This is a genomic window from Roseibium sp. (assembly GCF_965276855.1).
In the GTDB taxonomy this organism is placed as follows: Bacteria; Pseudomonadota; Alphaproteobacteria; order Rhizobiales; family Stappiaceae; genus Roseibium.
Genome location: NZ_OZ255700.1, coordinates 1,891,040 through 1,915,726 on the forward strand (window position 1 = coordinate 1,891,040; position 24,687 = coordinate 1,915,726).

Annotated in this window: 27 protein-coding genes and 2 riboswitches; of the genes, 9 read left to right on the plus strand and 18 right to left on the minus strand. The window is 58.2% G+C overall.

What is annotated here, in order from left to right; translation table 11 throughout:
* Positions 1 to 56: 56 nt before the first annotated feature.
* From ACQY4Z_RS08600 to ACQY4Z_RS08630, 7 genes are read right to left on the minus strand one after another with little or no spacing between them, the layout of a single operon-like run.
* Complete coding sequence (locus tag ACQY4Z_RS08600) at positions 57 to 1,313, minus strand: ABC transporter substrate-binding protein (protein ID WP_428528408.1); 1,257 nt, start codon at positions 1,311 to 1,313, stop codon at positions 57 to 59.
* Entirely contained in the window at positions 1,310 to 2,290 is a 981-nt protein-coding gene (locus ACQY4Z_RS08605; RefSeq protein WP_428528410.1) for a branched-chain amino acid ABC transporter permease, read from the minus strand. Before ACQY4Z_RS08605 ends, ACQY4Z_RS08600 begins: the two co-directional genes overlap by 4 nt.
* The gene (locus ACQY4Z_RS08610; RefSeq protein ID WP_428528412.1) at positions 2,287 to 3,201 is read right to left on the minus strand and encodes a branched-chain amino acid ABC transporter permease; all 915 of its coding nucleotides are present in this window, start codon (positions 3,199 to 3,201) and stop codon (positions 2,287 to 2,289) included. The genes ACQY4Z_RS08605 and ACQY4Z_RS08610 overlap by 4 nt, the downstream gene beginning before the upstream one ends.
* Positions 3,198 to 3,926 carry an ABC transporter ATP-binding protein gene (locus tag ACQY4Z_RS08615; protein WP_428528414.1) on the minus strand — a complete coding sequence of 243 codons (729 nt, stop codon included), beginning with the start codon at positions 3,924 to 3,926 and terminating at the stop codon, positions 3,198 to 3,200. The genes ACQY4Z_RS08610 and ACQY4Z_RS08615 overlap by 4 nt, the downstream gene beginning before the upstream one ends.
* Positions 3,919 to 4,692: an ABC transporter ATP-binding protein gene (locus ACQY4Z_RS08620; RefSeq protein ID WP_428528416.1), complete on the minus strand. Its 774-nt coding sequence runs from the start codon at positions 4,690 to 4,692 to the stop codon at positions 3,919 to 3,921. The genes ACQY4Z_RS08615 and ACQY4Z_RS08620 overlap by 8 nt, the downstream gene beginning before the upstream one ends.
* The gene (locus ACQY4Z_RS08625) at positions 4,685 to 5,767 is read right to left on the minus strand and encodes an aldo/keto reductase (RefSeq protein ID WP_428528418.1); all 1,083 of its coding nucleotides are present in this window, start codon (positions 5,765 to 5,767) and stop codon (positions 4,685 to 4,687) included. The genes ACQY4Z_RS08620 and ACQY4Z_RS08625 overlap by 8 nt, the downstream gene beginning before the upstream one ends.
* The gene (locus tag ACQY4Z_RS08630) at positions 5,764 to 6,174 is read right to left on the minus strand and encodes a TIGR04076 family protein (protein WP_428528420.1); all 411 of its coding nucleotides are present in this window, start codon (positions 6,172 to 6,174) and stop codon (positions 5,764 to 5,766) included. The genes ACQY4Z_RS08625 and ACQY4Z_RS08630 overlap by 4 nt, the downstream gene beginning before the upstream one ends.
* Before the next feature lie 112 nt (positions 6,175 to 6,286).
* Between ACQY4Z_RS08630 and ACQY4Z_RS08635 the strand changes: the two genes are divergently transcribed.
* From ACQY4Z_RS08635 to ACQY4Z_RS08660, 6 genes are all read left to right on the plus strand, one after another.
* On the plus strand, positions 6,287 to 6,937 hold the full coding sequence (locus ACQY4Z_RS08635) for a GntR family transcriptional regulator (protein ID WP_428528422.1): 651 nt from the start codon (positions 6,287 to 6,289) through the stop codon (positions 6,935 to 6,937).
* A gap of 11 nt (positions 6,938 to 6,948) precedes the next feature.
* Positions 6,949 to 8,418: an aldo/keto reductase gene (locus ACQY4Z_RS08640; RefSeq protein ID WP_428528424.1), complete on the plus strand. Its 1,470-nt coding sequence runs from the start codon at positions 6,949 to 6,951 to the stop codon at positions 8,416 to 8,418.
* Positions 8,419 to 8,534: 116 nt separating this feature from the next.
* Positions 8,535 to 8,759, plus strand: a riboswitch (cobalamin riboswitch).
* A 205-nt stretch (positions 8,760 to 8,964) separates the two neighbouring features.
* Positions 8,965 to 9,102, plus strand: coding sequence for a hypothetical protein (locus ACQY4Z_RS08645; protein ID WP_428528426.1), 138 nt, complete (start codon positions 8,965 to 8,967; stop codon positions 9,100 to 9,102).
* Positions 9,102 to 9,860, plus strand: a complete 759-nt coding sequence (locus ACQY4Z_RS08650; RefSeq protein WP_428528428.1) for a metal ABC transporter ATP-binding protein — start codon at positions 9,102 to 9,104, stop codon at positions 9,858 to 9,860. The genes ACQY4Z_RS08645 and ACQY4Z_RS08650 overlap by 1 nt, the downstream gene beginning before the upstream one ends.
* Positions 9,853 to 10,755 (plus strand): metal ABC transporter permease, encoded by a 903-nt coding sequence (locus ACQY4Z_RS08655; RefSeq protein WP_428528430.1) that lies wholly within the window; start codon positions 9,853 to 9,855, stop codon positions 10,753 to 10,755. The genes ACQY4Z_RS08650 and ACQY4Z_RS08655 overlap by 8 nt, the downstream gene beginning before the upstream one ends.
* Complete coding sequence (locus ACQY4Z_RS08660) at positions 10,752 to 11,648, plus strand: metal ABC transporter solute-binding protein, Zn/Mn family (protein WP_428528432.1); 897 nt, start codon at positions 10,752 to 10,754, stop codon at positions 11,646 to 11,648. The genes ACQY4Z_RS08655 and ACQY4Z_RS08660 overlap by 4 nt, the downstream gene beginning before the upstream one ends.
* Before the next feature lie 92 nt (positions 11,649 to 11,740).
* Positions 11,741 to 11,954: riboswitch (cobalamin riboswitch) on the plus strand.
* Positions 11,955 to 12,317: 363 nt separating this feature from the next.
* Here the strand turns inward: ACQY4Z_RS08660 and ACQY4Z_RS08665 are convergent.
* From ACQY4Z_RS08665 to ACQY4Z_RS08710, 10 genes are all read right to left on the minus strand, one after another.
* The gene (locus ACQY4Z_RS08665) at positions 12,318 to 12,752 is read right to left on the minus strand and encodes a GFA family protein (protein ID WP_428528434.1); all 435 of its coding nucleotides are present in this window, start codon (positions 12,750 to 12,752) and stop codon (positions 12,318 to 12,320) included.
* Between the two features lie 19 nt (positions 12,753 to 12,771).
* A complete protein-coding gene (locus ACQY4Z_RS08670) occupies positions 12,772 to 13,080 on the minus strand; it encodes a YciI family protein (protein WP_428528436.1) in 309 nt (102 codons plus the stop codon).
* Positions 13,081 to 13,088: 8 nt separating this feature from the next.
* Complete coding sequence (locus ACQY4Z_RS08675; protein WP_428528438.1) at positions 13,089 to 15,044, minus strand: TRAP transporter large permease subunit; 1,956 nt, start codon at positions 15,042 to 15,044, stop codon at positions 13,089 to 13,091.
* Positions 15,045 to 15,065: 21 nt separating this feature from the next.
* A complete protein-coding gene (locus ACQY4Z_RS08680) occupies positions 15,066 to 16,112 on the minus strand; it encodes a C4-dicarboxylate TRAP transporter substrate-binding protein (protein WP_428528440.1) in 1,047 nt (348 codons plus the stop codon).
* A 26-nt stretch (positions 16,113 to 16,138) separates the two neighbouring features.
* Positions 16,139 to 16,531 (minus strand): YciI family protein, encoded by a 393-nt coding sequence (locus tag ACQY4Z_RS08685; RefSeq protein ID WP_428528442.1) that lies wholly within the window; start codon positions 16,529 to 16,531, stop codon positions 16,139 to 16,141.
* Positions 16,532 to 16,543: 12 nt separating this feature from the next.
* Positions 16,544 to 17,203: a malonic semialdehyde reductase gene (locus ACQY4Z_RS08690; RefSeq protein ID WP_428528444.1), complete on the minus strand. Its 660-nt coding sequence runs from the start codon at positions 17,201 to 17,203 to the stop codon at positions 16,544 to 16,546.
* A gap of 19 nt (positions 17,204 to 17,222) precedes the next feature.
* On the minus strand, positions 17,223 to 18,056 hold the full coding sequence (locus ACQY4Z_RS08695) for a 3-keto-5-aminohexanoate cleavage protein (RefSeq protein ID WP_428528446.1): 834 nt from the start codon (positions 18,054 to 18,056) through the stop codon (positions 17,223 to 17,225).
* Complete coding sequence (locus tag ACQY4Z_RS08700; protein WP_428528448.1) at positions 18,053 to 18,946, minus strand: intradiol ring-cleavage dioxygenase; 894 nt, start codon at positions 18,944 to 18,946, stop codon at positions 18,053 to 18,055. Before ACQY4Z_RS08700 ends, ACQY4Z_RS08695 begins: the two co-directional genes overlap by 4 nt.
* Before the next feature lie 135 nt (positions 18,947 to 19,081).
* The gene (locus tag ACQY4Z_RS08705; RefSeq protein WP_428528450.1) at positions 19,082 to 20,143 is read right to left on the minus strand and encodes a maleylacetate reductase; all 1,062 of its coding nucleotides are present in this window, start codon (positions 20,141 to 20,143) and stop codon (positions 19,082 to 19,084) included.
* Complete coding sequence (locus ACQY4Z_RS08710; protein WP_428528452.1) at positions 20,140 to 21,012, minus strand: dioxygenase; 873 nt, start codon at positions 21,010 to 21,012, stop codon at positions 20,140 to 20,142. Before ACQY4Z_RS08710 ends, ACQY4Z_RS08705 begins: the two co-directional genes overlap by 4 nt.
* 97 nt (positions 21,013 to 21,109) lie before the next feature.
* Here ACQY4Z_RS08710 and ACQY4Z_RS08715 point away from each other — a divergent pair, with 97 nt between their 5' ends.
* Positions 21,110 to 22,060, plus strand: coding sequence for a LysR family transcriptional regulator (locus tag ACQY4Z_RS08715; protein ID WP_428528454.1), 951 nt, complete (start codon positions 21,110 to 21,112; stop codon positions 22,058 to 22,060).
* Between the two features lie 47 nt (positions 22,061 to 22,107).
* Here ACQY4Z_RS08715 and ACQY4Z_RS08720 read toward each other — a convergent pair whose 3' ends face one another.
* Positions 22,108 to 23,022, minus strand: a complete 915-nt coding sequence (locus tag ACQY4Z_RS08720; protein ID WP_428528456.1) for a LysR substrate-binding domain-containing protein — start codon at positions 23,020 to 23,022, stop codon at positions 22,108 to 22,110.
* Between the two features lie 112 nt (positions 23,023 to 23,134).
* Here ACQY4Z_RS08720 and ACQY4Z_RS08725 point away from each other — a divergent pair, with 112 nt between their 5' ends.
* Positions 23,135 to 24,067 (plus strand): ring-cleaving dioxygenase, encoded by a 933-nt coding sequence (locus tag ACQY4Z_RS08725; protein WP_428528458.1) that lies wholly within the window; start codon positions 23,135 to 23,137, stop codon positions 24,065 to 24,067.
* A gap of 13 nt (positions 24,068 to 24,080) precedes the next feature.
* Complete coding sequence (locus ACQY4Z_RS08730) at positions 24,081 to 24,686, plus strand: alpha/beta hydrolase (RefSeq protein ID WP_428528460.1); 606 nt, start codon at positions 24,081 to 24,083, stop codon at positions 24,684 to 24,686.
* Position 24,687 lies beyond the last annotated feature (1 nt).

The window sequence follows — 24,687 nt, forward strand, 5'->3', positions numbered from 1 at the left end:
AAAAAAAGCCAGGCTGCACCGGGCAGCCTGGCTTCGAACTTCACATTTGGAAAACCTTATTTCTTCAAGGATGCAATGAAAGCATCGACTTCGGTCAAGGACAGATATTCAACCTCTTCCGTACCGCTGTCGGTGAACTTCCAGACAACGGCCGGTGCGGAGACGTCTCCATTGGCATCAAAGCGGACATTCCCGGTCGCGCCCTGGTACATCACGGTGCCGCCCTCCGCGAGCGTGGTTTTTGCGGCCTTGAACCCGGCGGTATCTGCAGTGATCGCCGTGCCATTCGGATCCGTCACCTTGACAACCGCTGCAGCGATGTCGGCACCGGAAGCATCCTTGCCGGCCGCTTCCATCGCAAGCAAGGCGATCATTGCTGCGTCATAGCTGTTTGCCAGACCCGGGCCGTTCGGCTGTGATCCGAATTTCGCTTCATATGCAGCCTTGAAAGCATCCGCGCTCTCGACCCGCGGTGAAGCCGTATCTGTGCCGAGCGCGTTTCCGAGATATTGCAGGCCGACGCTGTCCCGGAACTCATCGGATTTCAGAGAGTTCGCCAGGATCATGTTCTGTGTTCCACCAAGCGAAATCCACTCGCGAACCGCTGACTTGCCCTCCGTAGGATACAGGGCGAGGTAAAGCGCATCGGGCTGGCTGGTCAAAGCTTCGGTGACTTCGGCACGGTAAGACGGTTGGGCATCATTGATCGCAACGTTGGCTGTCACTTCAACGCCCGCGGCTGCGAAGTCTGCTGCGATCAGACGGGACATGTCCTGGCCCCAGTCATCGTTCTTATAGAGAATGGCGACAGACTTCCAGCCCTTATCTGCAGCCACCTTCGCGCCCATTGCAGATTGCACGCCGGTGGTTGCAAAGGTCCGGAACCAGAGCCCGTTGGTCTTGCCTTCCTCCGACAGCTTGGTGAACGCCGTGGAAGAAGAACAGCAGGACATCTGCATGACACCGGCAGGTACAGTGACCGAGGTCAGGATCGGCATGGAAACACCAGAAGAGACGGCACCGAGCAGAACCTTGACGCCTTCAAGGTCAACAAGCGCCTTCGCTGCATCGACGCCAACTTTTGGATCCACCTGGGTGTCCCGCAAGACCATCTCGATGGTACAGCCACCAGCGCCGCCTGCTTCATTAACCTGATCAACGGCAAATTGCGCCACTTCGGCAATTGGCCGTCCCCAGTCGACGGATGTCGGCAATGCGGCGCCGATTTTTGTGGTGCAGTCCTGAGCCTGAACGCCGGTACTCAGCGTCGTCATGCCCGCGGCAACTGCGGCAAAAACTAGTGCTTTTTTCATGTTAGTCCCTCTGCTTGTGTCTTTCCCCGGCTTCCTCCTCCGGGTTGCGAAACGACCAGCCGCTCGGGGAACAGACCTTGTGGTCTCCAAAGCAGCATGCCGACGATCACCATGCCGATCAGAACGAACTGGATCGAACCGGTGTAAAGTTGAACCTCGACGGGCGCAAAGCGGGACAGGGCCCAGCCTGAGAACGTCCAGGAACCCCAAATCAAAAATGCTCCTGCCATTGCACCTTTGTTGTTACCGGCGCCGCCGACAATCAGCATCGCCCAGATCTGAAAGGTCAGGATTGGCAAAACATCCTGCGGGCTGACAAAGGCATAGAATGTTCCGTAAAGCGAACCCGCCAACCCGATAATCACGGATCCGGTGACGAAGGCTGCAAGCCTCACCTTATCGGGTGATTTGCCGAGAGACCGGGCTGCGGTTTCATCCTCCCGGATAGCCCGGAGCAAACGTCCGAAGGGGGAAACCGTAAGGCGTTCCAGAAAGACATAGACGAGGGTAAGGCAAATCAGAACGGCGACGAGGAACACCACATTATAGGCGAAGCCACTCCCAATAAGGCTTTGAAGCGGCCGTTCGAACCCTCTGATGCCTTGAGCACCACCTGTAACTGCGGTGGCGTTGCGCATGACATTTTCAAAGGCAACGGCCACCCCGAACGTTGCAATCGCCAAATAATCATGCCGGAGACGCAAGGTGAGTTTGCCGACCACCCAGGCCAACACACCGGCGAAGATCATGCCGCCAAGGAGCGCGAGCGGATAAAAGAGCTCGAAACCACCCAAATGCCCATTCTGAGGCGTGCCACCGAGGATCAGTGTTCCGTAGGCGCCTGCCCCGAAGGAGGCAACAACACCGCCGTTGAACAGCCCCGTGTTGCCCCACTGAAGGTTCAATCCTAAAACGGCAATCGCGAGGATCGCGGCGACTGTTGAAAAGAACACCAGATAGGAGATCACACCGATCATACCCGCGCCTCCCCAAACAAACCATTGGGACGCACAAGAAGGACAGCCAGGATCATCAGGAATGGCACCGACGGGCTGTACCCGGATGGCAGGATCACCAACGCGAGGTTTGACGCAATTCCGACAATGAACCCGCCGAGCACCGCTCCATAAACACTGCCGATCCCGCCAACAATGGTCGCAGCAAAGATCGGCAAGACCAGATCCCGGCCCATGACGGGCGTGATCTGGTAGCTGAGACCATAGAAGATCCCGGCAACCGCACCTAGCCCGCCGCCTATTATCCAGACAGCCGCGATCATGCGTTTGAGATTGACCCCGTGCACCTGTGCAAGGTTCGGGTTTTCAGCGACCGCACGCAGAGAAAAGCCGAATGTTGTCCGCGACAACACAAGGTGCAGCGCAAACATCAGGATCAACGCCGCGATCAGGACGAAAACCTGATCCGGTTTGACAAGAAGCAACGGATCCCGCGAAAGGATCATCGCGAAGGCAATGTCCCTGGAATAGAGCTCCGCCGACAGGCCAAACACCAAACCAATGATGTTCCGGATGATGAGCGCCATGCCAAAGGATGCAAACACCATGGACAGCTCTTCACCCTTTTGCCGCACCCGTTGGAAGATAAACCGGTCGATCAAGACAGCGGACAGCCCGGTTATCGCCATCGACAAGACGATCGAAATGGCAAGCGCGCCTGTCATGGACAGCGGCCCGATTTTTTCCGCAAGAACCGGCAAGAGGCTCTCGAACACCTTGTCAAAAACCAAAGCGCAGTAAGCGCCGATCGACAAAAGCTCGGCGTGAGAGAAATTCGCGAAGCGCAGGATGTGCATGGCCATCGTCAGGCCAATTGCGCCAAGCGACAGGAACGATCCGACCAGGATACCGTCGACGAGATGCTGGATCATGCCGGCACCCGCCTTTCCCCGCCGAGATAAATCCGGCCGAGTGCCGGATCCTGCAATAGATCCGTTGCAGGCCCGTCAATCTGGTTTCGGCCCTCGGCGAGCACATAACAATGATCGGCCCGCTTCAGAGCTTGTTTGACGTTCTGCTCAACCAGCAAAATGGTCACGCCCAAGCTCGTGAGTTGTTTGGCATGATCGAGCACCTCTTCGGCAGCCTTGGGTGAAAGGCCGGCCGATGGTTCGTCCATCAGGATCAAAACTGGATCTGCTGCCAATGCCATGGCGACAGCGAGGAACTGCCGCTGCCCGCCGGACAAAGACCCCGCCTTGTCCCGCTGCTTGTCTGCGAGAACCGGGAACCGCTCGTAGAGGTCTGAGAGTTTTTCCGCAGCGTGCGCGTGTCTTTGCAAAGCCAAATCAAGGTTCTGACGAATCGTCAGCGTCCTGAACACATTGTCCGTTTGCGGGACATAGGCAATGCCCGCGCTTGTCATGCGATCAGGAGATAGGCCCGTGATATCTTGACCGTTGGCTGTGATACTTCCCCTGGAAACCGGTAAAAGGCCGATAACTGCCTTGATCAAGGTCGACTTTCCTGCCCCGTTGGGGCCGATAATGACCGTCAGTTTTTCCTGTTCGGCAGTCACGGACACATCCCGCAAGATCGGCAAATCCGGAACGTAGCCGGCAGTCAAATTGTCGACGGAAAGCACAGCTTCAGGCATCGACCGGCGCTCCAAGATATGCGTCCAGTAGCACAGGATTAGACTGTGCCTCTTCTGCCGAACCTTCAAAGACCACGCGTCCCTCGGCAAGGGCGATGACCGGATCGCAGTGGCGCATCACGAAATCCATATCGTGTTCAATGATGAGGAAGGTTTTTCCAGACCGGTTGAGCTCTTCGATCTTGCCTATCAGAACTTCCGTGAGTGCCGGGTTCACACCTGCAGCCGGTTCGTCCAAAAGGATCAGTTTCGGATCGCCCATCAGGACACGGGCCAATTCCAGCAGCTTCATCTGACCGCCCGATATCTTGCCGGCCGGCTGGTCCGCGAGCGGACGGAGCGTTACGAAGTCAAGCACCTCAAGGGCGCGCTTTCGTATGGCAGCTTCCTCCCGGCGGATCCGGCCACGGCCAAAAACCGGGGTCAGCAGCCCCTCCCCGCTCTGATCAAGTGGTGCAAGCATGACATTTTCCAGCACGCTCATCCGCTTGAAAGGGCGCGGGATCTGAAAGGTCCGGCCAAGACCGGCGGCGAAACGGCGTTCCGGTGCAAGGCTCGAAATGTCCTGACCATCAAACACCACCCGGCCGGCACTTGGCGCCAAATCTCCGGCGACGACGTTGAAAAGTGTCGACTTGCCGGCACCGTTTGGGCCAATGAGACCAGTGATCGACCCGCTCCGGATATCCAGCGACACCCCATCCACAGCAAGAAAATCGCCGAAGGCGCGTGAGACGTCCGCCAGTCTAAGGATCGGCTCACCCATTGACCGCCCCCAAAACGGCATCGTCCGGACGGGTGTTGAGATTGTATTTCATGATCCGGCCATGACGTCCGTTCCGGTCGCGTTCCAGCCCAAACACGTCACCTTGTGGGCCCGGCGCCGTTTGAAGCAGTGCGTCAATGCGCGAGAGATCCTCTGCATCGAGCTCAAACTGGAAAACCTCCAGGGTTTTCGGTAGGTGCCGCGCATAGCGGGCACCGACAATCGCCGCTGCGACCTGGGGCTGCTGCAACACCCAGCGGGTCGCAACTGAGCTTAAGGACACACTGTGCCGCCGTCCAATGTCATTGAGCAAAAGAAGCAGGGTTTGAAACCTGTCCCAGGTTCCAAATTCGTCAATGATAAGGCGGTATTTAATCAGGGAGCGGTTTTCGAATTGAAAGCCCGGGTCCGGTTTTCCAAGCCAGTTCTCGGTCAAGAACCCGCCGGCCAGCGTACCGTAGCACAAAAGCTGGACATCATGAGCCGCTCCCCATGGCGCCAGGACCTTGGCAGCGCGGCGGTCTAGGACAGAGTACTGCACCTGTGTCGAGACCAGATCGATCCCGGCATCCAGATAAGGCGCGGTTTCTTTAACGTCCCAGTTGGTGACCCCAAGATGGGCGATTTTGCCTTTTTCCTGACAGCGCTTGAGCGTCTCCATCGCCTTGACTGGCGCGCCAATCGATGTGTCCCACCAGTAGAATTGAACCAGGTGCAAGCGCTCGATCTGAAGGCGCTTCAAGGAACGATCGACAATGGCTTCCACCTCGTCTGCCGAGAGGTCTTCAAGCCTTTCCAGATCCGGTACCAGTTTGGTGTGAACCTGCACCCGGTCCGCAATCTCCGCCCCACGCCGCTGGCGAACATCAGAGATGAAGCTGCCGATCATCTCTTCAACGCCGGTATAGATGTCAGCGCAGTCGAAGGACGTTATGCCAGCGTCAAGAAAGGCTTCCATATCCGCAATAGCGGCAGATGGATCAACAGGGCCATGATCGCCAGCAAGTTGCCATCCACCTTTGACAACACGGGAGATGGCGTAGCCGGGCCGGAGCTCTGCGGTTTCAGCTGTCATTCCGCCTCATCCTTCTGCCAGTAAGGTGTGCTGCGCTGATCGGGTAATCCGGTTGTCTCGGAATGGCTGAACCAGCGCTTTTTCGTCCGTGTGATCCGGAACCGCCCGCCGCAATGCGGATCTGGACAGGCAACTTCCGCATCCGTGCTCATCCAGTCGTTTGGACTTGTGGGGCGTTGTTTTGCAGGAAGGAGCGGCAACACGGCAGCGAGCGCGTACATGGACACCCGCTGGCCCTCGTTGAAGACCAGCGCCTCCCCCTCGACCGCGAAACTCTCGCCTTCGACATGCCGGCACACAGGTGTTCGACCGTCCAGAACCGTCTCGACTTTCAAATCATAGAGCCAGAAGCCGTCGCCAGCCTCTGCCGCTGCCACACGGTCCGACCCGTCAATATCTTCCGCCACCGCGCTCCCCACTTTTTTGTTTTGGCGCCTTGCTTGTGATCTGTGATATTTTATACCATGTCTCAAAACCGGATTGTCAAGACAAGAAGCCAACGTGGCCAAAGGCACAGGGATGAGCGAGCCAAAGATTGCCAGGATCGATCAGTCGAAACTGAGGGAGAGCGTCTATGAAGCGCTGCGTGAAGCTTTCACGCGCGGCGCTTTTGCGCCCGGCGAAAGTGTAAGCCTGCGCACACTGGCTGATCAGCTCGGCACCTCAATGACGCCGGTGCGGGAAGCCGTGCGCCGCCTCGTGGCTGAAGGGGCTTTGGTGGATACGCCCAGCCGGACGCTAGAAGTGCCGCCATTCGATGCCGACCGCATGCGTGAGCTGAAGTCCGCCCGTTTGGCACTTGAGGCAATCCTGCTCGATGAAGCCATCGACCACATGGATGACGCTGCGATCGATGCTCTTGCTACAATCATTGCCCGGCCGCGGCCCGAAGGCGAGTTACCGGACCTCACCCAAAACTATGAATTTCACTTTACCCTTTACCGCCAGTCCCGATCCCGGGTCATCCTGCCGCTCGTTGAGGCGTTGTGGCTCCAGTACGGAGCTTTTTTGAACCTCGTCGTTCAGGAAAAGGCCGCCTCGGAAATCCCGGAACACATCCATCACGAAGAGATCATCGCAGCATTGCGTGCCAAAGACCGGGCAGCCGCGCAAAAGGCTCTTGCCCTGGACATTGAACGCAGTTTCAAGCTGCTCCTGCCGGAAAACTGAAGGATCCAGTCATGACCCTCCATCCGCCGCGCCAGATCCTAGCTGACGGCCTGGAAATCAGCCGTGTTTTGACAGGCCTCTGGCAAGTCGCCGATATCGAAAAGAACGGTTCGAAACTCAACCCGGAAAAAGGTGCGGATCACCTGGAAGCCTATCTGAAGGCCGGATTTTCCACCTTCGACATGGCCGATCACTATGGCAGCGCTGAGATCATCTCCGGGCGATTGCTCGCGCGCCATGATGGACAGAACCGCCCCCAGGTCTTCACCAAATGGTGTCCGGAACCGGGCCCGATGACGGCCGACGTCGTGCGCGCAGGCGTTCAGGAACGGCTCGACCGGCTGGGCACGGACTGCGTTGATCTCCTACAGTTTCATTGGTGGAGTTTTGAACACCCGGCCTGGCTGGACGCCCTTCATGAAATGACAAAACTGAAGGACGAGGGCCTGATCAGGGCACTCGGCGTCACCAATTTCGATGCCGCGCACCTGCGCCTTGCGCTGTCGGACGGCATTCCGCTTGTCAGCAATCAGGTTTCGTTTTCCATGATCGACCGGCGGGCGCTTGGCCCCTTGTCCGATCTGTGTGCGGAAAGAGACGTCCGGTTGCTTGGTTACGGCACGTTGTGTGGCGGCTTCCTGTCGGATCGCTGGCTCGGCAAACCTGAACCTGCAGACATCACCGACTGGTCGAAAATGAAGTACAAGCGCTTCATCGACGCTGCCGGTGGCTGGGACGGATTTCAGGCGATACTGAAAGCAGCCAATTCCATAGCGCAAAAACACGATGTCTCACTCGCCAACGTGGCGACGCGCTGGGTTTTGGAGCAATCGGCAGTCGCCGGTGTGATTGTCGGTGCCCGGCTAGGTGAAAGCGAGCATATGGCAGACAATGCAAAGCTGTTCTCCTTCGCCCTCGATGAAGAAGACAACACGCGGTTGGGCAAGGCTTTTTCACAGACAACACCGGTCCCGGGGGACTGCGGCGATGAATACCGCCGCCCGCCATTTCTAACGGCCTCCGGTGATCTCAGTCATCACCTGTCAGAAATGCCGCGTGCTCATGCGGCAGCCCCGGCACCTCACCGTCCGGATGCAACTCATGTTTTGACAGGATCCGACTGGGAGGAGATTGCCGGATATTGCCGGGCCCATCGGATCGGCAACCGCATTCTTGTCTCGGGCACGACCGCGGTGGCCGGCGCGTCCCGGGCCGTTGCGCCAGAAGACGCCGCCGCACAGACCACCTTCATTCTCGACAAGATCCTCGCCGCGCTTTCAGCGCTTGGCGCGACTGCAAATGATGTTGTTCGAACACGCATCTTTATCACGGATGAGGCCGATGTGTTCGACATCTCCCGCGCCCATGGCCGCGTTTTCTCGGACATCAAGCCGGCAAACACACTTGTGGTCGTTGCCGGATTGATCGGCGATCACAAGGTGGAAATTGAGGCCGAGGCTTTGTTGCAGGGCGATGCCTGACGGCACCAACTCGCATGTCTAACACGTTCTGCCTTGGTTTTTGCACGCCCTATTCAGTGACCTGTAAGGTCCCGCTGAATAAGATAAATTCCGTATTGATCATTCGCGTCTGCACAAATAGTCTGAGCGCTGATGGTTCCCGCGGAACGAAATCGCTGCGGGATGAAAAGGGAACACGGTGAGGAAGAGCCGCAAGGGCGCCTAATCCGTGACTGCCCCCGCAACTGTGAGCGGAGAGCGACCCCGAACGACGCCACTGGGCCCATGATCGCATGGCCCGGGAAGGTACGGGGAAGCTTCGACCCGCGAGTCAGGAGACCTGCCATCGCAACCACAACAACCCGGGCGGGGTGTCCCGGAGGGAGAAGCCAATGTGCCACGCGGCCGACACTGCCGTTCGACAATATGGTCTCGCCATGCCCCCGTCTCATCGGAGGTGGCGATGCGCCCGATTGCGATTCGAAACAATTTTCCAGCCCACGGCGATAACCGGGTCATTGCACCCGAGCTGATCCCCACCATCTCCAAACATCGCGAGTTGTCCCGATGACCCGGCGCGCTGCTTCAAAGGCGCTTCCGGCGAGCCGGTTTCCGTGCCTGACGGAAATGAGCCTGCCGGCCCTCATCGGCGGTGCTGCCGGTCTGTCCGCCGCGCTCTGGCTTGCAATTCTGGCGGTGCTTTGATGACGGCAGTTGTCGAAATCCGGAATCTTGCTCTGGGATATCCCGAGCTGACGTTGTTCAAGCATTTATCGTTGGACATTCAAGCCGGAACCACCCTGGCGGTACTCGGCGCCAACGGCTCGGGCAAGAGCACCTTCGTCAAGATGCTGCTTGGGTTGATGGATCCCCTTGCCGGCCGTGTCACCTGGCCGGCCGGGCGCCCGCAGGAAGTCGGCTATCTGGCACAATTGACCGAATTTGACCGTAGATTCCCGATCCGCGTCCGGGATCTTGCAGCCATGGGCGCCTGGCGCGGGTTTGGCCTTTGGTCAGGCCTTGGCCGCACGGGGCGGAACCGGGTGGCAGCAGCGCTTGAGGAAGCCGGCATTCTGGATCTGGCAGACCGATCGCTACACATGCTGTCCGGCGGGCAACTGCAGCGGGCCTTGTTTGCCCGCGTGATCCTGCAGGACGCTCCCTTGATCCTGCTCGATGAACCTTTTGCTGCGGTTGACCAAAGCACCGAAGCGCACCTCCTTTCGATCATCGATCGCTGGCGCGCCGAAGGCCGGGCGGTCGTGCTTGTTGTGCATGACCTGTCCTCTGTTCTCGATCACTGCAGCCATGCCCTGCTTCTGGGCGGTGGGATGGCAACTCAGGGGACGGTTGAAGAGGTTTTGACGCCAGACCGGCTCGTTGCCCAGGGGTACATGTCCGAAAGCCAGGCCTCTTGGATGTTCCGGGGCAACGCCCAACGGAGGGAGGCTGCCCATGTTTGAACTTTTTTCGGAGATGTGGGACTTCGTCTTCATGCGGCGGGCCTTTGTCGCGACCACCGTCCTTTCGGCCTCTGTTGCTCCGATCGGAGCATTTTTGGTCCTGCGGCGGCTATCCCTTGCCGGAGAAGCCATGGCGCATGCGATCACGCCCGGCATCGTCATCGGCTTTGTCACCGCCGGTTTGTCTGTGGTGTCTTTGCTGGTCGGTGGGCTCGTAGCCGGCGTGGGTGTTGCGATCCTGACTGCTCTTCTTGCGCGCAAAACAATCCTGCGCAGCGATGCCAGCCTGGCGTCCCTTTATCTTATCGCCCTGGCTGCCGGGATCTTCATTCTGTCGGCAGCCGGATCCGCCGTACCGCTGAAGAGCTTCCTGTTCGGCTCCATCCTCGGAATTGACGACGCCTCGATGATGCTCGTCGGCGGTGTTGCGACCGTGACCCTGATCGCCTTTGCAATCCTGCTCCGGCCCCTCATTGTCAGCACCTGCGATCCGATCTTCTTCGAGGCCCAGACCCGGCGGCCCTGGCTGGTCGACCAGGGGTTCATGCTGCTTCTGGTGCTGAACCTGCTTGCCGCCTTCAAGACGCTCGGAACGTTGATGGCGGTCGGCTTGATGATCTTGCCGGCAACTGCTGCCCGCTATTGGGCAAGCACGATCACCGGCCAGCTTGTGCTGGGCTTCGTCTTTGCCCTTGCCAGCTGTTGGATCGGGCTGACCCTATCCTACCTGTTTCCCGAGACTCCCTCGGGGCCTGCCATCGTCCTGGTCGCCGGCGGTTTCTTCCTGATTTCGGCCCTTTTCGGACCGCTCGGATTCGGCGCCCGCCTGCGCAAACCGTCACCCAAGAAAATACCTTCTATCGAACAAACCTACATTGAAGAGGGAACTCAATGAGCCTTTTGAAAACCCTGGCCGCAGGTTTCGCGGCCACATCGCTGGCGTTTGCGAGCCTGCCGGCTGCCGCGCATGACGACGTCAAAGTCGTCGCCAGCTTCTCGATCCTTGGCGACATGGTCGAGCAAGTGGTGGGCGACTATGCGAGCGTCACCACCATTGTTGGTCCGGATGCCGATGCCCACGTTTATCAGCCTTCGGTGGCGGATGCGAAAGCAGTTGCGCAGGCCGATGTGGTCTTCGTCAACGGCCTCGGTTTTGAAACCTGGTCCGATACCTTGATCAAGGAATCCGGCACGGAGGCAACCGTCTTTGTGGCAACGGAAGGCGTCACTCCGGTGAAAGTCGACGGAGAAACCGATCCGCACGCCTGGAATTCTCTGACAAATGGCGCCATCTACGTGCGCAATATCGCCGATGCCATGGGCAAGGCCCTGCCCGAGCATGCCGATGACTTCACCGCAAACGCGGACGCCTACATTGCGAGGCTGGAAGCCCTCGACAAGGAAACCCGCAAGAAGCTTGCCGCTCTTCCAGAAGATCGCCGCACGGTGGTCACAGCGCATGACGCGTTCGGCTATCTCGCCGACGCTTATGGCCTGACCTTCCTGGCACCGGTCGGCATTGACACCGAAGCCGAGCCGTCCGCGCGGGATCTTGCTGTGTTGATCGCACAGCTGAAAGACCAGGGCGCTGCCGCCCTCTTTGTTGAAAACATCACCAGCCCGGCACTTGTCCAGCAGATCTCCGATGAAACCGGCATCGAAATCGGCGGACGCCTGTTCTCCGATGCCCTGTCCGAGCGCGGCGGACCTGCGACCAGCTACGAGGCCATGTTCCAGCACAATCTCGGCACGTTGCTCGAGGCACTCGGCAAACAGAACGCAAGCTGAGCGACATGGAAAGATGAAGGCGACGATCTCCCGTCGCCTTCAATACTTACGCCTGCCGCCTGTTTGGACGAGTTGACACGCTCTACATGGCAGGTGAGACTGATGATGATGGTTCCCGGCGGTGACTCGCTCACCTTGGGATGAAAAGGGAATACGGTGCGGCTTTAAGCAACAAAGCCAAATCCGTGACTGCCCCCGCAACTGTGAGCGGAGAGCAGCCTTGAACTGGCCACTGGGAGATCCCGGGAAGGCTCAAGGAAGCTAAGACCCGCAAGTCAGGAGACCTGCCATCGTTCTGTAACTCAAACCCGGGCGGGGTGCTCCGGCGGAGAAGGACGATATGGCACTCGTGACCACAGGCCAGATGCCTGCATCCAACTCTGTTCCAGTTCATGCCCCGCATAGACGCGGAGGGCGCAATGAACCGGAATAAAATGAACGATCCATTCGACCACCTTCACAACTACTCTGAGAGCTTGAGTCAACGCGCCCAAAGAGCCATGCGTCCGAACGGTGCGGTTGTCTCTAACAATCCGCCGGCAAATCGCAGCGTTATCCCACTACCTGTACCCACAGAGACGGGCGCAACCACTGCGTCTCACAGCATTGCAGGAACGCATTTGAGCCGGCGGGTCCGCTAAGGAACACATACTCCCGAGACAATCGGCCTCATCTAGTAAAAAAGACCGATGGATCGGGAGGCATTTCGTCGAAAGCCGGAATCGTGGATCCTTCAATCGCGGCGGGGAGGGCTCGTGAGGCATAGATATTGGCGCGCGGGACGACAAAGCTTGGGTCATCGATGGTGCCCGCCCTTATCACCTTGATTGCCGGGCGTCCGGAATTGCCGTTAAAGAGCTGCGAACCACAGTTTGAGCAGTATTCCTTGGTCATGGTGTTGCCGCTGTCCGCCTGATGCTGAAACCTTGCGGGCTCACCCTTAGTGATTGTCAGGTCCGCAACCTTCACAAACACATTTGTCGCATAGCTGGCCCCGGAAGACTTTTGACAATCGGTGCAGTGACAGTTCCACATATTGACCGGTTTGGCCGCCACTTCGTATCGGATCGCGCCACAAAGGCATCCGCCTTTAAATTCGGGCATTCCTTTTCTCCCGTGTGTTCTACTGGTCTGTTGGCATATTGTTTTGTCGAACCGTAACGGCGGAGATGTGCTGCTCCGCCCAGACGCCGGCAGCCTGCAGCGGGTCATTGGCAAACATATCTTTGATCTTTTCGCGGTTTTCAGCTTCAAGCAGGAAGAAGGAACCGCGCATGGTGGACCCATCGTCCTCGGTCAGGGGACCAGAGAGCAGAACCTTTACACCGTAGTTGGCCGGTTCTGTTCCCAGAAAATGCCGATGCGCTTCCAGAACCTCCAGACGAAGCCGGAAAGCATCGGGTTTGTCGATTGCATAGACCACGAACTGCATGGTGGATCCTATTCAAAGACCAAGCTGAGCGCCGGGATGAAGGTCAGCAGCAAGGTGACAAACGTCATCATGACGACAAACGGAAACGTGCCGATGAAGATGTCGCCAAGGGTCGTGTTCCGGTCTGATATTGTGGCTTTCACCACGTAGACGGTGAGCCCGAAGGGCGGCGTCAACAAACCGATTTCCACGGCAATGACCGTCACTATGCCGAACCAGATCAGATCCCCGCCAAGGCCGGTGACGATCGGCAGCGACAGCGGCAGAAGGATCAGCATGATCGAGGTGGAATCAAGGATCATGCCCATCACGATCACGAGCAGCAGATAGATCATCATGAAACCCATGAGGCCGAGTCCGGCGTCGGAGAACATCATGGTGATTTCCTGCGGGATCGTCGAAAGGGTCAGCATCCGGGAATACATGGACGCTGCGATAATCAGGAGCAGAATCGAGACGGAGACCAATCCTGTGTCCACCAGAACCCGCCAGAACCGCGCCCAGGTCAGGCTGCCCTTCAGCAAGGCCACGACAATGGCAGCTGCCGCTCCTGCGGCACCTGCCTCGGTAGGTGTAAAGACACCGGAATAGATCCCCCCAAGCACGATGACGACCAGCGCCGTGATCGGGATCAGCTTGACGACAGCCGTGCCCCAGGTCTCCCCCTCGATGACGGCCGGGCGGTCACTTTGCATGACCATCTTGGGCCGGAAGCGGGCCATCAGGTAAATCCCGACCCCGAACACAAATGCCAGCAAAGCGCCCGGAACGATGGCCGCCAGGAAGAGGGCACCGACGGATTGCTCAGCCAAAACGCCATAGATGATCAAAAGAAGGCTCGGAGGGATCAGCATGCCGAGAACCGAAGACCCGGCGACGACCCCAAGGGCGAAGCGGTTGTTGTAGCCGTTGGCCACCATTTGCGGGACGGCGACACGGGAAAAAACCGCTGCCGAGGCGATCGAAATCCCGGTTATGGAGGCAAAGACCGCATTGGCGGCCACCGTTGCCATACCAAGCCCACCCTTGATCTTCTGCAGCATCCATGCGGCCACGCGGTAGGCGTCCCGGCCGATGTCTGCGGTGTCGACAATCAACCCCATCAGAACAAACAGCGGCACGACACCGAACAAGTAGCGATTGATGGCCCCGTCAGCAGCGAGCGCCAGCGAGCGCATGGCAACATTCGGATTGTCCCGGATCAGCCAGATTCCCAAGAAACTGAGCAGGATCAAAACCACGGCGATGTGGGCGCCCGAAAAGATAAGCAGCAACATGAAACCGATGGCTGCAAAGCCAATCTCAATGCGCCCGAGATCTGCAAAAAACAAAGCGTAACCAAGAACAAGGACCAATCCGAAGGCGATCAGGAATGGAATACCGCGCGGCTCGACCGTGACCGAGTGCCGGATTGTCAGCGGTTCAACACGGGTGGAGTTCAGAATTTCCTTGATGTCTTTTAGAACCTGGGTGGCGAAGGCAAGACAGGTCAGAACGGAGCCGCCGAAAAGACAGGCTTTGATTGGCCAAACGGGAGCGGTGAAAACCCCTTGAGCGCCAAAGAATTCATTCTCGACCCAGGCATCGACCAGCTTCGGCCAAGTGCCCCAGGCAATCAGCGCAAAGACGAAGATCCCCGCAAGATGGAAGAAAACCCGCATGACTGCGGCTGCAAAGGGCCGGTTTTCCTCGATCGCACCAATCAGGATATCGGTGCGGGTCATACGCCCGCTCATAACGGTGTGTGCTGCTTGAAGAAAAACGATCGCAACGATCGAATTGGCTACAATTTCGGCCACACCCTGGACAGGTGAGTTGAAGAAAGTCCGTCCGATGATGTCTGAACAGATCAGGAGCATCAGGCAGAAAATCCAGACCGAAGCAGCCGCACTGACAGCGCCGGTGAGCGAGGAAACCCCGGTCACCGTCCGGTCTGCGCCGTGGCGGAATTGTCTGAGTGTCATCGCCACGGCGAGGCCCCCCGCTTACCGTTGTGTCCAGTCAATGCGCGGCTCAAGGCCGGCATCGCGCACTTTCGCCATATAGGCCTCCAGTGCTTCCTGAGCGCCTTTGCCTGCATTGGCGTCTGACCAGTCCTTGGCGAGGTTTGGCAGGCCGTCGGCCCATGCTGCAGTGTCTTCCGCCGGCAGCGTGGTGACAGTTGCGCCAACTTCCGGCAGCTTGCTCAGGAAGGTGTCATAGCGTGCCATGACTTCTTCGGCGTGGGCGACTGTGTACTCCTCACCGAGTTCGGTCAGGACTTTTTTGACGTCGTCGGATAATCCGTCCCAAACATCCTTGTTGATGCCAAGACCGCCGGTCATCTGCGCTCCGATCCCGACAAGGGTGACATATGGCGCAACTTCATAGTGTTTGTTCGGGAACGCGCCGGTCAGGATGACCACCATTCCGTCTGCCACACCGGTCTGGATCTGGTTGTAGTAAGTCGGCAGCGCTCCGTTCACGGGCACGGCACCGAGATGCTTGATCCAGTTCGCTGACGGTCCAGGTGCCAGGATCTTGCGGCCTTCCAGATCTTTGAGCGAATTAACCGGGAAGTTGGTCAGGAGGTGGTAGGTCTCCACGCCGCTTGCACCCAAGAAGACCACGTTCTGGTCGTCCCAGGCTTTCTGCAGCGCCGGAACTTCGCGGTGCAGTTCGTTCATGATCTTGAGCGTTGCAACGAGATCATCAGAAACGAACGGCGTGAAATAGGTCATGTTCTGGAGCGGCATCTTTGAGCCTTCCCAGAGCGTGCCAACCCATCCGGCATCGGTCAAACCATCTCCCACGGCCTCCAGCGTATCCTTGAAGCCATAAAGCGAACCGCCATAGGCTTCCGTCCATTCAATGCGGTCCTCGGATCCCATGGCTTCGAGACGTTTGTTGGATTCACCGACAACCAGTGTAGACAGTTGCCCGACCCAGGGCAGAACAGTCGGGTGACTGGATGCCATGGTGAGGTTGTAGGTTTCAGCTTGTGCCGCGGCGCTGAAGGCGACGGCAGCAATCGCTGCAAGCATGCGTTTCATGGTACTTCCTCCCAAAATTGCGGTTCTCAGCTCACCGCGTGCCGTCCGGTCGAGAAATTCACCTCCACCGTGATGCGTCCCTCATTCAGTAACCATGGCCGCACCGTGAAACTGCGGGCGCCTGAGGAATGCATCGGATCCGTTTCTGCAATCTGGCGAGCATGCTCCAGGCTGTCCGCCCGGATGATCACCATGCCTTCGCCATTCCAGGTGTGTTCGTCATCGGCCCAGAATGGGCCAGCGCCAAGCATGATGCCGCGCTGCTCCAGATCGACCTGAAACTTTAGGTGCTCTTCAATGTTCTCCATAACCGGTCCAAGTCCATTGGTCGGTGTGGTGAAGACCACATAGAGCTGTTTTTGAAGCATCCCAGCGGATGCTTTCAGGATGTCGTCTTTTGTGACTGTTGGGCCGGACATGGCTTCCTCCTCCTAAAGCGTCTGGCAGACGTCGGTGTAGTCGAACCGTGGCAACCGCCTGAAAATACGATCCGTATCGGCGTAGCCCAGGTTCACTAGAAAGTTCGACTTGAGTGACGTTCCGTGGAAGAACTCTTCATCCACCTTCGCGTTGTCGAAGCCGGACATGGCACCCACATCGAGACCGACGGCTCGGGCAGCCAACATGAAATAGGCGCCCTGAAGCGTCCCGTTTCTGAAGGCATTGACCTGTGCGGCTGTGGCATTGTTCTTGAAGATGTCCTGAGCGGCCGGATTTGGCGGAAACACCTTGGGAAGCTCTTCCCAGAAATTGAGGTCATAAGCGATGATTGCGGTTACCGGAGCCGATCGCATCTTAGGGCGGTTGGCTTCCATCAAGGCCGGTTCCAGACGGTCCTTGGCGTCGTCTGAACGGATGAACACAACGCGCATGGGCTGCTGGTTCATCGATGTCGGGCCCATCTTGGCAATCTCATAAAGATCTTTCAGGACCTCGTCCGGAACCTCCCGGTCCTGCCAGCCGTAGTGGGTCCGGGCTTCGGTGAAGAGCAAGCGCAATGTTGTTTCGTCGGCTCTGAGATTTTCAAGCTGCAACGCCTTGGCTGCCTCACGGGCGGCGGCATCGGCGGCGAGATCTGCATCAGACATCAAGGGTCTCCAGTCTAAAGGTTCAAGCGTGTTGCGGAAGGCCGAGAATGTCCCGGGCCTGAACGGGCGTTGCCACGGGCCGCTGATTGGCAGCGCAGATCTCGGCCGTGCGTTTCACAAGCGCTGCGTTCGATGGGGCAAGGTTGTCCTTGTCGAGCCGGATGTTGTCCTCAAGACCTGTCCGGGCATGCCCTCCGGCGGCAATCGACCACTCGTTGAGCGTTAGCTGACTTGCTCCAATACCAGCAGCACACCACTCTGCTTCCGGCATGAGGCGTTCGACGGTCTTGACGTAGAAATCGAAGACATCCTTGTCTGCCGGCATGGCGTTTTTTACGCCCATAACGAACTGGATGTAGATGTTGCCTGGAATGCGGCCGTCCCGGTTCATGGTCGCAGCTTGCACGATATGGCTGAGATCGAAGGCCTCGATTTCCGGTTTGACACCATAGGTCCGCATCTCGCCGGCGAGCCAGTCCACCAGATCCGGCGGGTTCTCATAAACCCTCGTTGGGAAATTATTCGATCCGACCGACAAGGACGCCATATCCGGTTTCAGCGGCAGCATGCCGCCACGCGTCTTGCCCGCTCCCGATCGTCCGCCGGTCGAGAACTGGATGATCATACCGGGGCAATGCTTTTCCAGTCCTTCCTTAAGGCGCGCAAACTTCTCAGGATCGGAGCTTGGGGTCTGGTCGTCGTTGCGCACATGAGCGTGACAGATCGTGGCGCCGGCCTCAAAAGCTTCCTGGGTGCTCTCTACCTGTTCAGACACGGTCACAGGAACCGCCGGATTGTGCTCCTTACGCGGCAGGGAGCCAGTTATCGCAACACAAATGATGCAGGGTTTGCTCATGATTTTGCTTTCTTCGGAGCCAGTACGAAATCGAATTCGACATCCCAGTAAGTTGAGCCATCGAAACCGGCGGCCGCGATCTTGTCCGGATCGTTAGTTTCCTTGAAATCTGCGATGAGGCTTTTCTTGACGCCGAACACGCTGTCAGAATCGATGTACGGATCATCCGGATCGAAGATATGCGTCGTCAGCTCGTCGTAGCCGTCCTTCGAGACAATGTAATGCAGATGCGCCGGCCGGAACGGGTGACGTCCGAGACGATTCAGGAGATCTCCGACCGGTCCGTCCGCAGGGATCGAGTAGTGTTTCGGCTTGACGGCCTTGAACCAGTATTTTCCGTCCGGCCCCGTGCGGAAGACGCCGCGCAGATTGAAGTCCGGCTGAATGCCTTTTTGCTGTACGTCGTAAAACCCTTCGTCGTTGGCCTGCCAGACATCGATCTTGACGCCTTCAAGCGGATTGCCCTCGACGTCCGTGACCTTGCCCCAGACGAGCATGTCCTCGCCTTTTTCATCGAGGCAGATGTTGTGGCCCATCTCGTATTCAGGCGCGTCGCCGAGGTGGAACGGGCCAAGGACCGTGTTTTCAGAGGCCCCACTTGGCCGGCGGGAATTGACCGCATCGACCAGCATGGAGACACCGAGTACGTCGGACAGCAGGATGAATTCCTGGCGCCAGTCGTCACATTTGTGGCCCGTCTTGGTCAGGAACTGAATCGCCTGGAACCACTCTTCCTGGGTTGGTTCTATTTCCTTGACCGCTTCATGGAGTTTGCGGGTCAGGACTTCCATGATTTCCTTGAGCCGTTGATCCGAGGCGTTCTTGTTCCGGCCGGTGACAACTTCGGCGGAGTTTTCTTCGGTGAAATAACCAAGCTCGTGCGCTTCCATAAGGTCATCCTTTATTCAAAGCAGCTTTTGTGCGCGGCAGGATCATGCGCCCTAACGAAGATCCTCCGATCAGCTTCGGAAGGCCGTAAAGATCCGTATCGGTCGGTCATGAAATCTCCTCCCAGAACAACAGGGTTAAAGCGCCGGACGGGATCCCTCCCAGGCGTCCTGAAGCAGTTGGCGAATGGATACCCGGTCGATGGGGCGCGGGTTCCAGTACGGGTTCTCTGTCGCGATTTCCGATGCGCGGTCCAGATCGGCCTCGGTTAATCCAAGATCCTTGAGCGCCTGTGGGGCTCCGATTTCCTTTGAGAAGTCAAAGAGACCTGCGCCCGGTGTTGCGCCGAAGAGATCGGCGATCGGTTGAAGTTCGGTAGGCATCGCGCTGGCATTGAAACCAACGGTGTGCGGCAACATGATCGCATGGGTCTCGGCATGCGGCGTGTCAAAGCTGCCGCCGAGGGTGTGGCAAATCTTGTGGTGCAGTGCCATGCCGACAGTGCCGAGCACGGTGCCGCACAACCAAGCGCCATAAAGCGCATCCGCGCGGGCCTCTGCATCCGAACTGTCTGCAACGAGTGCGGGCAAGGATCGCTTAAAGGCGGCCAGCCCCTCGGCTGCCATCAGGCTGGAGACCGGATTGCGGTCTTGCGCATAAAGAGCTTCAGCCGCGTGGGCCATGGCATTCAGGCCGCTTGTCAGGCTCATGCCGAGCGGAAGGCCCATCGTCAGCTCAGGGTCATAGATCACCACTTCCGGCAGGATGCTGTCCCCCCGGACGGTCGTTTTCCGCCCGCCTTCGGTCTGCCCCAGGATCGGTGTAACCTCCGATCCGGCGTAGGTTGTCGGGATCACCACTTGCGGAAGGTCAGTCCTATAAGCGATCGCCTTGCCAAGGCCGGTCGTGGATCCGCCGCCAAGCGACACCACGCAGTCGGCACCGACCGATTTGACCGCCTCCATAGCTTCATTGGTCACGTCGATTGGGGTGTGCATGGTGGCCTTCGCAAAGACACCGGCGCTTAAGTTTCCGAGTTGCTCGGACAAACGTGTGGCATCGGCCTCCTGGTTGGGGGTCGACAAAACCAGAGCGTTCGAGCAGCCGAGTTGATCGATCCAGGCGCCTGTTTCGCCTCGTTTTCCTGCGCCAAAGACGATGTGGGCGGCGCTGCCCCGATAGGTGAAGGCCCCGGTCATGAGCACAGCTCCTGCGGCAAAGGATTGAGACGGAATTCAACATCGAGACGCAGTGCCGCCTTGCCTGTGGCATCGGGTCGAAAGCAGCCGATCAGGCCAGGTTTGACGCTGAAGAGGGGATCGGTACCGAGATTGGAGTCGTCCCTGTCGAAAATTTGCGTGGTCAGCGTTTCGTAGCCATCCGCGGACACTTGAAAGTAAATGTGCGCGGGCCGGCAAAGCGGCGCTCCCAACCTTTCAAGAAGATCGCCGAGCGGACCGTCCTTTGGCACATCGTAGCCGGACGGCCGGATCGTGAGATAAGATACCTTGCCATCGTCGCCGGACAGGAAGTGACCGCGCAGATTGTGTTCAGGTTGCAAGTCCGGCTGCTGGTTTTCATAAAACCCTTGAGCATTGGCTTGCCAGGTTTCCAGGCGCGCGCCCGGGATCGGGGCTCCGTCGAGATCTAGAATGCTGATCGTTACGGCAACGGCACTGCCAATTCCGTCCAAGCTGATGTCGTCGCCATGCTGCATCAGCGGAACATCTGACCGATAGAACGGCCCACGCATGGTGTTTGGCGTGGCTTGTTCAGGCCGATCCGAGTTCAGCGCGTCCACGAGGGTGGACGTTCCGAGCAAATCCGACACAAGGACCCATTCCTGACGGCGCTCATCGCACAGATGCCCCACTTCGGTCAGGAACTTTATGGCCGCGCGCCAGTCGCTCAAGGATGGGCGTGTTTCGCGAATTACGGCATGGACATGTTCGGCGACCTTGCACAGCACAACTGCGAGCCGCTCATCTGCGGCACCGCTGATCCGCTCTGCGAACAGACGGTCCGATGCATCGGCCTGGAAAAAGGCAATGTCAGACATGCCAGCCATGGTTCCTCCCACCGGTCGTTTGGTGACCTTGAGAGAAGCTTATCGGGCGATCCGGAATGGTTGATGATTTGTGAGCGCCTCTTTATAACAAATTGCTATGAAGTTAGATGAGCGGCATCTCATTCAGTTGGCTGCGGTGGTTCAAACCGGCAGCGTCACCGAGGGAGCAGAGCTCCTCGGGATGACCCAGCCTGCGGTTTCCAGAACCCTTTCAACGCTGGAAAAACGCCTTGGCGAACCGCTCTTCTTCAAAGGCCAGCGTCCTCTACAGCCAACACCTTTGGCCCGCGCTCTTGCGGATCAGGGCAATGCAATGCTGGCGGCCTCACGCAAGGCCTCCGAAACCGTTCAGTTTTTTCGCGAGGGCAAGGCCGGCAGCGTTCGTGTGGGCGGGACGCCCTTTTTCATGGACGCACTGATTTCAAGCATGACCGCCGAGTTTCAGAACTCCTTTCCAGAAATCCGGGTCGACCAAAGCTACGGGTATGTGCGAGACCTGCGGGAAGCGATCCACGCCGACCGCATAGATCTTGCCATTTGTCCGATCGACATACTGGGCGAAGGGTCGGGTCTGGTTTTTGAAGAAATCCTGCCAGGGCGCAATGTGGTTGCCTGCAGTGTGTTGCATCCGCTTTTGAACAAGCGCAAACCGACCGCTCGCGAGCTGCTCGAGTATCCCTGGGTGGCTCCACCGGAAGGCAGCCCGCTTTATGCGGACTTGCATTCGATACTGCTGTCACTCGGGGCTACGGAAATCAAGATCCGGTACTCCGGCGGATCTCTTGCGAGCGTGATCAACTATATGACACGCACAAACGCCTTGACCGTTCTGCCGCACAGCGTTGTCTTTGCGTACAGGAAAGACCGCAGCTTGACCGCGCTGCCCTTCAAGATCCCGCATCCCGATCGCGCACTTGGTATCTTGCGTCCGGCCGATGCGCCCTACCTTCCGGCGGTCGACAAGTATGCGCAGCATATCGCAGGTGGTTTTAAAGACCTTCGTCATCTCATCAAGAGACATGAAGATGCTGTTGTATGGGGTGGGTAATTGCTAGTTCGGGCCCAAAGCACGAGCACAGCCATCTGCGCCAGCGGTTAAACACTACTGAAATCAAACCCGTCACGATCATCCAGGAAGGCTTCGAAGAAGTCTGTGAAGGTTGCGACCAGTGGTGGCAAGGCTTCATAGGGCGGGTAATAGAGAGACAGCCAAAGCGACGGCAAGGACCAGTCTGGCAATACCCTCTCGACCTCTCCGCTGGGCAGGCCGTCCGCAACGATAAACTCCGGCAAAACCGCTATTCCAGCGCCTGAGCGGGCCATGGCACAGAGAAAGTCTCCGTTGTTGGAGTGCATGCCTGCTCCTGTGAGGGTTGTCCGTTTCAGGCCGCCCTTCTGAAATCGCCAGCTCTCCAGCTCCTGTCCAGCGCCGTAGGATAGGCACATGTCGGGTGTCAAATCTTCTGGGGCCTCGGGCCTCCCGACGCGTTCCAAGAAATCAGGGGACGCGACGGCACATCTCGGCACCTCGCATATCTTCCGCCATATGGTTGATTTGTCCCGGGGCGGTTCCGACAAGCGGATTGCCAGATCGCACTCCTCGGCAACAACATCAACCAGCGTATCTGTCAGCATCACAGTGAGATCGATGTTCGGATAGGCCAGCTTAAAGCTGTCCAAGAGGCCGGGGAGCAGGCGCAATCCGAAAGACATCGGCGCATTTATCGACAAACGGCCCCGATGCGGCTGCATCTCCCGCTCCAGATCACGCTGAATACGATCAAACGACTCCACCACCGGCTGATAGCGGGCGGCAACGGTCGCGCCGACAGATGTCAGCGCCACCTTGCGCGTGGTGCGCACCAAAAGCTGGTGACCCAGATCCTGCTCCAGCCGCGCGATGACCCGGGTGACCGAGGCGGGCGTCATGCCAAGTGTTTTGGAGGCGGCTGCAAAGCTTTGAAGCCTTGCAACTTCCAGAAAGACACGAATTGGTTTGAGATCCTGCATGCGTTTTTATTGTCATAACTGCAATAGTAAATGCAAATCCATTATCATTCTCATCAAGTTGCCCGCCTCCTATTTTTGATCCTGACATAGAAAACAGAAATGCGAGACTGGCATGGACAAGCTCATCAAGGGGCTCCACCACATCACGTCGATGGCTGCGGACGCCCAGAAGAACAATGATTTCTTCACAAAGGCCTTGGGACTGCGCCGCGTCAAGAAGACCGTGAACTTCGACGCCCCCGACGTCTACCATTTGTATTACGGCGATGAGACCGGCACGCCGGGCTCTGTGATGACCTACTTCCCGTTTGGCCAGATGCCGACCGGCACCCGCGGTAATGGCGAAGTCGGTGTGACAGAATTTGCGGTGCCCCGCGGGTCACTTGGGTTCTGGGCGGATCGACTGGCGTCTCATGGCGTTTCCGACTTGCGGAAAGAACGCTTTCTCAATGAAGACCGGCTGACGTTTTCAGGGCCGGACGGGGATAGCTTCGCGCTGGTTGAAACGGAGGTTGAGGGGCGCGTCCCCTGGACTGCTGAAGGCGTTGCACAGGATGTCGGCATTCTTGGCTTTCACGGCGCGCGGTTCCGTCTGCGTGATGCAGCGGCCACTGGCGAGCTGCTGAGCTTCATGGGCTACCAGAAAGATGAAACCGAAGGCGCTGTTACGCGGTACCGGATCGAGAACGGCAATGCTGCCCGGACCATCGATCTGGAGGAAACCCCACAAGCCGCCCCAGCCCGTCAGGGGGCAGGCTCTGTTCATCACATTGCGTTTGCCGTGGAAGACCGAGATGCACAGCTGGCTGTTCGCAAGGCGCTGATGGACACCGGTTATCAGGTCACACCGGTGATCGATCGCGATTACTTCTGGGCAATTTACTTCCGCACCCCGGGAGGCGTCCTGTTTGAAGTGGCCACAAATGAACCTGGTTTTGACCGGGACGAGGACACCGCTCACCTCGGTGAAGCACTGAAATTGCCCACACGATACGAACCTCATCGTGCGCAGATCGAGGCGCAGTTGCCGCCACTTGATCAGTGACCGGAGACGAAGAATGTCGACCAATCTCTATGAAACCTTGACCAAGGCACCCGAGCCGGGCTGTCCGCTGATTTTTGCCTTCCACGGCACAGGTGGTGACGAGCGGCAGCTGTTTCAGCTTGCTGGCCAGCTGGCCCCGGGAGCCGGCGTTGTCTCGCCACGCGGTGACGTCTCTGAACGAGGCGCAGCACGTTTTTTCAAACGCACGGCCGAGGGCGTTTACGACATGGAGGACCTGTCTCGCGCGACAGCGAAGATGGCGGATTTCGTATCGGCTCACCGCGCCCTTTATCCGGACAGTCCAGCCTATGGGTTCGGATACTCCAACGGTGCCAACATTCTGGCGGCTGTCTTTCTGAAGCAACCGGACTTGTTTGACCGTGTCGGCCTTCTGCACCCGCTGGTCACTTGGGATTTGCCGCAAGACCTGGATTTATCTGGGCGCGAGATTGTGCTGACCGCAGGCCGGAACGACCCCATCACGCCTTGGGCACAAAGCGTGCGTCTGATCGAAGATCTGCAACGCGCAGGTGCCAATGTCGAGACTGATGTTCATGACGGCGGACATGAGCTGCGTGACAGCGAATTGGCTGCACTGGTGCGAGGCTTTGCAGACTGAT